General features: G+C 71.1%; 6 protein-coding genes. All 6 read left to right on the top strand.

All coding sequences use genetic code 11. The features are described 5' to 3' along the window. Positions 1-901 precede the first annotated feature (901 nt). The 6 genes from ACWIF2_RS13940 (at position 902) to ACWIF2_RS13915 (ending at position 7,923) form a co-directional block, all read left to right on the top strand. The gene (locus tag ACWIF2_RS13940; protein WP_454360467.1) at positions 902-1,495 is read left to right on the top strand and encodes a CGNR zinc finger domain-containing protein; all 594 of its coding nucleotides are present in this window, start codon (positions 902-904) and stop codon (positions 1,493-1,495) included. A 373-nt stretch (positions 1,496-1,868) separates the two neighbouring features. After that, the gene (locus ACWIF2_RS13935; RefSeq protein WP_010039908.1) at positions 1,869-2,390 is read left to right on the top strand and encodes a sigma-70 family RNA polymerase sigma factor; all 522 of its coding nucleotides are present in this window, start codon (positions 1,869-1,871) and stop codon (positions 2,388-2,390) included. Beyond that, positions 2,390-3,217 (top strand): anti-sigma factor family protein, encoded by an 828-nt coding sequence (locus tag ACWIF2_RS13930; protein ID WP_454360466.1) that lies wholly within the window; start codon positions 2,390-2,392, stop codon positions 3,215-3,217. Before ACWIF2_RS13935 ends, ACWIF2_RS13930 begins: the two co-directional genes overlap by 1 nt. A gap of 60 nt (positions 3,218-3,277) precedes the next feature. Then, positions 3,278-5,566: a HelD family protein gene (locus ACWIF2_RS13925; RefSeq protein ID WP_454360465.1), complete on the top strand. Its 2,289-nt coding sequence runs from the start codon at positions 3,278-3,280 to the stop codon at positions 5,564-5,566. A 366-nt stretch (positions 5,567-5,932) separates the two neighbouring features. After that, a complete protein-coding gene (locus ACWIF2_RS13920) occupies positions 5,933-7,351 on the top strand; it encodes a malic enzyme-like NAD(P)-binding protein (RefSeq protein ID WP_454360464.1) in 1,419 nt (472 codons plus the stop codon). A gap of 290 nt (positions 7,352-7,641) precedes the next feature. After that, positions 7,642-7,923 carry an HU family DNA-binding protein gene (locus ACWIF2_RS13915; RefSeq protein ID WP_003950507.1) on the top strand — a complete coding sequence of 94 codons (282 nt, stop codon included), beginning with the start codon at positions 7,642-7,644 and terminating at the stop codon, positions 7,921-7,923. Positions 7,924-8,062: the final 139 nt, after the last annotated feature.

Here is an 8,062-nt window from a genome sequence, read left to right as displayed (position 1 = left end):
GATGGAGGCGCGCCGTGCGCAGAGCACGACGGGGCCGGGCGCCGGTGTGCGGCGACGGCGCCCCGCCTCCGCCCAGCCCGGTGGGGCAGCCGCCGGTGTGCGGCAGCGCAGCGGGCACCGGCGGATGTGCGGCAGTGCAGCGGGCACCGGCGGATGAGCGTGCCGCGACTGGGCCGAGGGCGTGGGGGCTGGGCCGAGGCCACCGGGCCGGATGGAAGGGCGCCGTGCGCAGAGCTGGGCTGCTGCTCGGCCCACAGTTCGTTGCGGGCCTTCGGCGGCAGCGCCTCGTGGATCGCGCGCCGAGGGCTCAGCAGGTGCGCGGCCCAGGGCACGCTGCACCTTCACCGAGGAACGGCGCCGGCAGGTGGCTCGCCCTCGAAGTGCGCCGGGTCGGAGGCGTCGGCCAGTCCAGGCCCGGCCCAGGATCCGCCGCTGTGCCGGGCTCAGCTCCGGGCGGTCGGCGCCGGAGCGCCGCGCGTCCGGGCTGGAGGCACCGGCGGGCGGGGGTGCTCTGCGATTGCCCGGAGGGCCGTCGCACCGGCGTGCGAGGCCGCTCCGCGACTGCCCGGAGCCCCCCCTCGTACGAGGCCCTGTCGCGGCCGGACCCGAACACCGGCCGACAAGGCCTCTCCGCGACGCCGGCCGACAAGGTCTCTCCGCGACGTCGGCCGACAAGGCTCCCCACGAGCTGCCCCGGCGGCCCCGGCGTACCGACCCGGACACCGCCCCCTGGCCGGAACCTCCACCCCGGCGGGTCGGCTACCGGCGTCAGGCCCGTGCCGAGGGGTTTCCGGCGGGGGAGTGGGCAGGCACTGTATGAGGGAACGGTTTCCCAGCCCTCTCACTGGCATCTCACCGGCCCTCTCGCGACCGGGGTGAACCCCTAGGCGGTGACAGGCACATGGCACTGGGTACGGCCACGGCCCCGTACGAGCTGCGGTTCGATGCCGGGCGGATCTGCCTGGATCTGCTCTCCACCACGCATCCGGAGGAGCGGCTCGACTCCGTGGCCGTGCTGCGCGCCTGGATCACCGGCTCCGGTCTCGTCCCGGCGGACACCGACCTGGCCCACGCCGACATCGCCTGGCTGGCCGCCTTCCGCGAACTGCGCGACCAGGTCGGGAGGTTGGTGCGTGGCTGGTCGGCGCCCCGGGCCCGGGCCTACGACTTCGCGCTCGCGCGCGTCAACGACCTGGCCACTCCCGCGCCCCCGGCCCCGCGCGCCGTACGCGACGGAGACGGCGAGCTCATACGGCAGTTGGACGGCCCGCCCGACTGCCCCGCTCTGCTCGCGGCCGTCGCCCGGGACGCCGTGGACCTGCTCACCGACCCCGTCGCCCGCGCGGCGCTGCGCCAGTGCGAGGGCGACAACTGCCCCATCGTCTACCTCGACACCTCCCGGGGGCGCAGGAGGCGCTGGTGCTCCAGCGAGGTCTGCGGGAACCGCGAACGGGTCGCCCGCCATCGCCGCCGCGCGGCACTCGCACGCGCATAAATCCCTTTTGCCCATCACGGCAAGGCAGTTGCGTGGCGCCTGCACTCAATTCCCGTGCCCTAAATGCCTTTTCTGCGAACGCACTGTCGAAGTGATTTCGATTACATGCCGTTTACCTACGCCACCGTAGGGAAAGTCAGACTTGATCTTGCTCATGTGGCAGAAATGTGAAGATCGCGGGGTGGGAATGTGACCCCATGTCCAGCTCGTCACGTCATCTCGAAGAAATCTGTCACCTCTCGTTGAACGCCCAACCGCTCGCTTCCGTACGGCATGTGGAGCGACCGACTGGGGGAACCCCCGGACACCGGAGGTGGGCGTGCGCAAGGATTCCGTCGTGGCCAATGAACGTGCACCGAGGGCCCGACATCGCATGTCCCAGCCCTCGGAACCCGACGAGGAGCTGATGCGTGCTCTGTACAGAGAACACGCCGGACCCCTGCTGGCTTATGTCCTGCGACTGGTCGCCGGAGACCGGCAGCGCGCCGAGGACGTCGTGCAGGAGACGCTCATCCGTGCCTGGAAGAACGCCGGTCAGCTCAATCGGGCGACCGGATCGGTACGCCCCTGGCTGGTGACGGTCGCCCGGCGCATCGTCATCGACGGCCACCGCAGCCGGCAGGCCCGGCCGCAGGAGGTCGACCCGTCGCCGCTGGAGGTCATCCCCGCGGAGGACGAGATCGACAAGGCGCTGTGGCTGATGACTCTGTCGGACGCACTCGACGACCTGACCCCCGCGCACCGGGAGGTGCTCGTCGAGACGTACTTCAAGGGGCGTACCGTCAATGAGGCGGCCGAGACCCTGGGCATACCCAGCGGCACCGTCCGCTCAAGGGTGTTCTACGCCCTGCGTTCGATGAAGCTGGCACTGGAGGAGCGGGGGGTGACGGCGTGATGAGTGTTTACGGGGGTAACCAAGGGTTCGGTACGGGAGGCATGGGTATGTCTGGCCCCATGCAGGAATCTCCGGTGCCGAACGAGCACGAGACCGTCGGCGCCTACGCCCTCGGCATTCTCGACGACGCCGAAGCAACCGCTTTCGAAGCCCACCTCGCGGGCTGCGAATGGTGCGCCCAGCAGCTCGACGAGCTGGCCGGCATGGAGCCGATGCTCGCCGCCCTCGCCGACCTGCCCGGCTCCGGCACACCCGCGATCGGCGAGTCGCTGTCCGCGAAGCCCAGGCCGCGCCTGGTGGAGAAGCTCGTCGACGAGGTCGCCGACCGCCGCGCCCAGAAGCGCCGCCGCAGCTTCTACATGGTGGCCGCGTCCGCCGCGCTGATCGTCGGCGGTCCCTTCGTCGCGGTCGCGGCAAACGGCGGCGACGACGGCGGAGGAGCGGAGAACCGCCCCCTCGCCGCGAGCCCGGCCAAGGAAGCCTTCAACGGCATCTCCGACAAGATCACGGCCACCGACCCGACCACCAAGGTCACCGCGACGGTCGCCCTCCAGAAGAAGGACTGGGGCACCGGCATGGTCCTGGAGGCGAAGAACCTCAAGGGCCCGCTGAAGTGCGCCCTCGTCGCGGTCGGGAAGAACGGCGAGCGCGAGACCCTCTCGTCCTGGTCCGTCCCGAACTGGGGCTACGGCATCCCGGACGCCACGACGGAGAAGGCCAAGGAGCCGCTCTACGTCCAGGGCGGCGCCGCCTTCCAGCCGAACGAGATCGACCACTTCGAGATCGTGACCTTCGACGGCAAGCGCCTGGTCGAGGTCGACGCGTAGCCTTTCGGGGTCCCCTTCGCGTACGGTGGACGGCTGCCATGCACGTCAGAAGGGGGCCCGGTGGCCGCTCAGGCTCAACAGGAAACCGCGCTCGAAGACTCCCTGAGAGACCGCGAGATCAGCGTCGAACAGGAACACCTCGACCGGGTGTACCGACGCCTCGAGGAGAAGATCCACGAGGCTGAGTTCCTCATGAACGACGCGGCCCAGCGCGGCCAGGTCGGCACGCCCGGCGCACTGGCCGAGCGGGACGCGCAGGTCTTCCGGGCGGGCGTCCACCTCAATCGGCTCAACAACGAGTTCGAGGATTTCCTCTTCGGCCGTATCGACCTGCTGACCGGCAAGGACGGCAAGAAGGGCCCCGACGGCGCGTACACCGCGGTGGAGCCCGCCGAGGGCGCGGTCCGTGAGGACGACACCGCCGACATCGCCGAGACCCTGCACATCGGCCGCATCGGCGTCCTCGACCAGGACTACGCCCCGCTGGTGATCGACTGGCGGGCCCCGGCCGCCGCCCCCTTCTACCGCTCCACCCCGGTCGACCCCGGGCGCGTCGTCCGCCGCCGCGTCATCCGCTCCAAGGGCCGCAAGGTGCTCGGCGTCGAGGACGACCTGATGCGCCCCGAGCTGACGGCCTTCCTCGACGGGCACGAGCTGCCCGTCATCGGCGACGGCGCCCTGATGGCCGCCCTCGGCCAGGCCCGCAGCCACACCATGCGCGACATCGTCGCCTCCATCCAGGCCGAACAGGACCTGGTCATCCGCGCCCCCGCCGCCTCCGTGACCTACGTCGAGGGCGGTCCGGGCACCGGCAAGACCGCCGTCGCCCTGCACCGCGCCGCCTACCTCCTCTACCAGGACCGGCGCCGGTACGCGGGCGGCATCCTGATCGTCTCGCCGACCCCGCTGCTCGTCGCCTACACCGAAGGCGTGCTGCCCTCCCTCGGCGAGGAGGGCCAGGTCGCGATCCGCGCCATCGGCTCACTCGTCGAGGGCAGCGAGGCCGCGCTCTACGACGCCCCGTCCGTGGCCCGCGCCAAGGGCTCGTACCGCATGCTCAAGGTGCTGCGGAAGGCCGCCCGCGGCGCCCTGGAGCTGAACGACGCGCCGACCCGGCTGCGCGTGGTCGCCTTCGGCCGCCGGCTGGAGCTGGAGGACCAGGAGCTGGAGGGCATCCGCCGCGCCGTCCTCGGCGGCACCGCCCCCGTCAACCTGCTGCGGCCGCGCGCCCGCAAGCTGCTCCTGGACGCCCTGTGGGAGCAGTCGGGCTCGGCCAACCGCCACACCGATCCGGAGCTGGCCGCCGAGCTGCGCTCCTCCTTCGACGAGGACATCACCTCCGAGGACGCCTTCATCGCGTTCCTCGACGCCTGGTGGCCGGAGCTGACCCCGGCGGCCGTCCTGGACGCCATGAGCGACGAGCGGCGCCTCGGCCGCTGGGCCCGGCGGATCCTCAACCCCGGGGAGGTCCGCAAGGTCGCCCGCTCCCTCAAGCGCGACGGCCGCTCCGTGCACGACATCGCCCTGCTCGACGAGCTCCAGGCCATCCTCGGCGCTCCCGCCCGTCCCCGGAAGAAGCGCGAGCTCGACCCGCTGGACCAGCTCACCGGCCTGGAGGAGCTGATGCCGGTGCGCGAGGAGTCCCAGCGCGAGCGGGCCGAGCGACTCGCCCAGGAGCGCACCGAGTACGCGCACGTCATCGTCGACGAGGCGCAGGACCTCACCCCGATGCAGTGGCGCATGGTCGGCCGCCGCGGCCGGCACGCCACCTGGACGGTCGTCGGCGACCCGGCCCAGTCCTCCTGGTCCGACCCGGACGAGGCCGCCCAGGCCCGCGACGAGGCCCTCGGCACCCGCCCCCGCCGCCGCTTCCAGCTCACCGTGAACTACCGCAACCCGGCGGAGATCGCCGAGCTGGCCTCGAAGGTGCTGGCCCTGGCCATGCCCGGCTCCGAGTCCCCGAGAGCGGTCCGCTCCACCGGCGTCGAGCCCCGCTTCACGCTCGTGGAGGACACCCTCGCCCAGACCGTCCGCGACGAGGCGGCCCGGCTGCTGGAGCGCGTCGACGGCACGGTGGGCGTGGTCGTCGCCATGCAGCGCCGCGCGGAAGCCAGGCGCTGGCTCGCCGGGCTCGGCGACCGGGTCGTGGCACTCGGCAGCCTGGAGGCGAAGGGCCTGGAGTACGACGCTACGGTCGTGGTCTCCCCGGCCGAGATCGCCGACGAGTCCCCGGCCGGACTGCGTGTGCTCTATGTCGCACTGACCCGTGCCACCCAGCAGCTCACGGTCGTCTCGGCGGAGCGGGACGAGCCCGACGCGGCGGGGGTTCCGGACCTGCTGAGGGACTGATCCGGGCCGTCCGGCGGACCGCGCCCGGATACCCACTTGTCGGCGAAACGAACTCCCGGTACGGGAATGGCCTTACGGGATCTGTTTGTTAGCCTGGATGTGGCACCGGCTCGATCCAAGCCCCCGGGCCCAACCTTCGTCGCTACGAGCGACCACTTGCCGCGAGGCGAGCATGGCGGGTCGGTGCCACTTAGCTTTCACAGGGGACTTGCGCAGAGACCCACGTCCGAGTGACGTGGGTCTCTTTTTGCTGGCCTGTCCGCGAACAAAAAGTTCGCAATCGGAGGCGGCTACCAGCTACCCAGCGGTAGGTGCGACTATCGGACGGCACAACTCAGCGTCAGGTGAAAGCAGAGGAAGTCGGCCATGGCAACGGCGCCCAGCGTCTCCTACTCGATGACGGTCCGGCTGGAGGTGCCCGCGAGCGGAACCGCCGTCTCGCAGCTCACCACCGCCGTGGAGTCCTCCGGAGGCTCGGTGACCGGCCTCGACGTCACCGCGTCCGGTCACGAGAAGCTCCGTATCGACGTCACCATCGCGGCCTCGTCGACCGCGCACGCGGACGAGATCGTCGAGGAACTCCGCGGCATCGAGGGCGTCACGCTGGGCAAGGTCTCGGACCGGACCTTCCTCATGCACCTCGGCGGCAAGATCGAGATGGCGTCGAAGCACCCCATCCGCAACCGTGACGACCTGTCCATGGTCTACACGCCGGGCGTGGCCCGCGTCTGCATGGCGATCGCCGAGAACCCCGAGGACGCCCGCCGCCTCACCATCAAGCGCAACTCCGTTGCGGTCGTGACGGACGGCTCCGCCGTGCTGGGTCTGGGCAACATCGGCCCGAAGGCCGCGCTGCCCGTCATGGAGGGCAAGGCGGCCCTCTTCAAGCGGTTCGCCGGCATCGACGCCTGGCCGATCTGCCTCGACACCCAGGACACCGACGCGATCGTCGAGATCGTCAAGGCCATCGCCCCGGGCTTCGCCGGCATCAACCTCGAGGACATCTCCGCCCCCCGCTGCTTCGAGATCGAGGCCCGGCTGCGCGAGGCCCTCGACATCCCCGTCTTCCACGACGACCAGCACGGCACCGCGATCGTCGTCCTCGCCGCGCTGACCAACGCACTTCGCGTCACGGGCAAGCCGATCGAGAACATCCGCGTCGTCATGTCCGGCGCGGGCGCGGCCGGTACGGCCATCCTGAAGCTGCTGCTCGCCGCGGGCGTCAAGAACGCCGTCGTCGCCGACATCCACGGTGTGGTGCACGCCGGCCGCGAGGACCTGGTGGACGCCGCCCCGGACTCCGCGCTGCGCTGGATCGCCGACAACACCAACCCCGAGGGCCTCACCGGCACGCTGAAGGAGGCCGTGCGCGGCGCGGACGTCTTCATCGGCGTCTCGGCCCCGAACGTCCTCGACGGCGACGACGTGGCCGCCATGGCCGACGGTGCCATCGTGTTCGCGCTTGCGAACCCGGACCCGGAGGTCGACCCGGCAATCGCCCGCCAGACCGCGGCCGTTGTCGCGACGGGCCGCTCCGACTTCCCGAACCAGATCAACAACGTGCTGGTCTTCCCGGGTGTCTTCCGCGGTCTGCTGGACGCGCAGTCCCGTACGGTCAACACCGAGATGATGCTGGCCGCCGCGACCGCCCTCGCGGACGTGGTGACCGAGGACGAGCTGAACCCGAACTACATCATCCCGAGCGTCTTCAACGACAAGGTCGCCGGCGCGGTCGCCGGGGCCGTGCGGGAGGCCGCCAAGGCGGTGGGGGCGTCGGCCCTCTGACTGTGAGTATCCCCACGGCGGCCCGGGGAACGGCGCGTCGCAGGACCTCTGTGAGCAGCAGAGCCCTATCGTGGCCGTCAGGCTCAGGCCCTCGTTTCGTGTGACTCCTGAAGGGTGTACTCACGACTCGTGCGGGTGCCGGATTGGCTTTCCCGCCGCAGGTAGGGGCAGGATGCGTCTCTGGGCGCGAGGGTCTGACGACGGACCCGGTCCGGGGACTCACGGAGGACCCTGGCAGCATCGGCTTCGATCTGACGCCTCAACGGCAAGATGAACACGGGAGTAACAACATGAACCGCAGTGAGCTGGTGGCCGCGCTGGCCGACCGCGCCGAGGTGACCCGCAAGGACGCCGACGCCGTGCTGGCCGCGTTCGCCGAGGTCGTCGGCGACATCGTCTCCAAGGGCGACGAGAAGGTCACGATCCCCGGCTTCCTGACCTTCGAGCGCACCCACCGTGCCGCTCGCACCGCCCGCAACCCGCAGACCGGCGAGCCCATCCAGATCCCGGCCGGCTACAGCGTGAAGGTCTCCGCGGGCTCGAAGCTCAAGGAAGCCGCCAAGGGCAAGTAGGCGCGTAGGCGCCGCGCTGGCTCAGCGCCGTGGGCGGCAGCGGGAGCGCTGTGGCTTGTCGCGCAGTTCCCCGCGCCCCTTAGGGCGCCCCAGCGAAACGCCGATGGGGCGGTCACCCGTTTTGGGGTGACCGCCCCGT

The sequence above is a fragment of the Streptomyces sp. NPDC055506 genome (genome assembly GCF_053643595.1).
The sequence above is the reverse complement of the archived record's forward strand: the minus strand, read 5'-3'. Positions and strand labels throughout refer to the sequence as shown.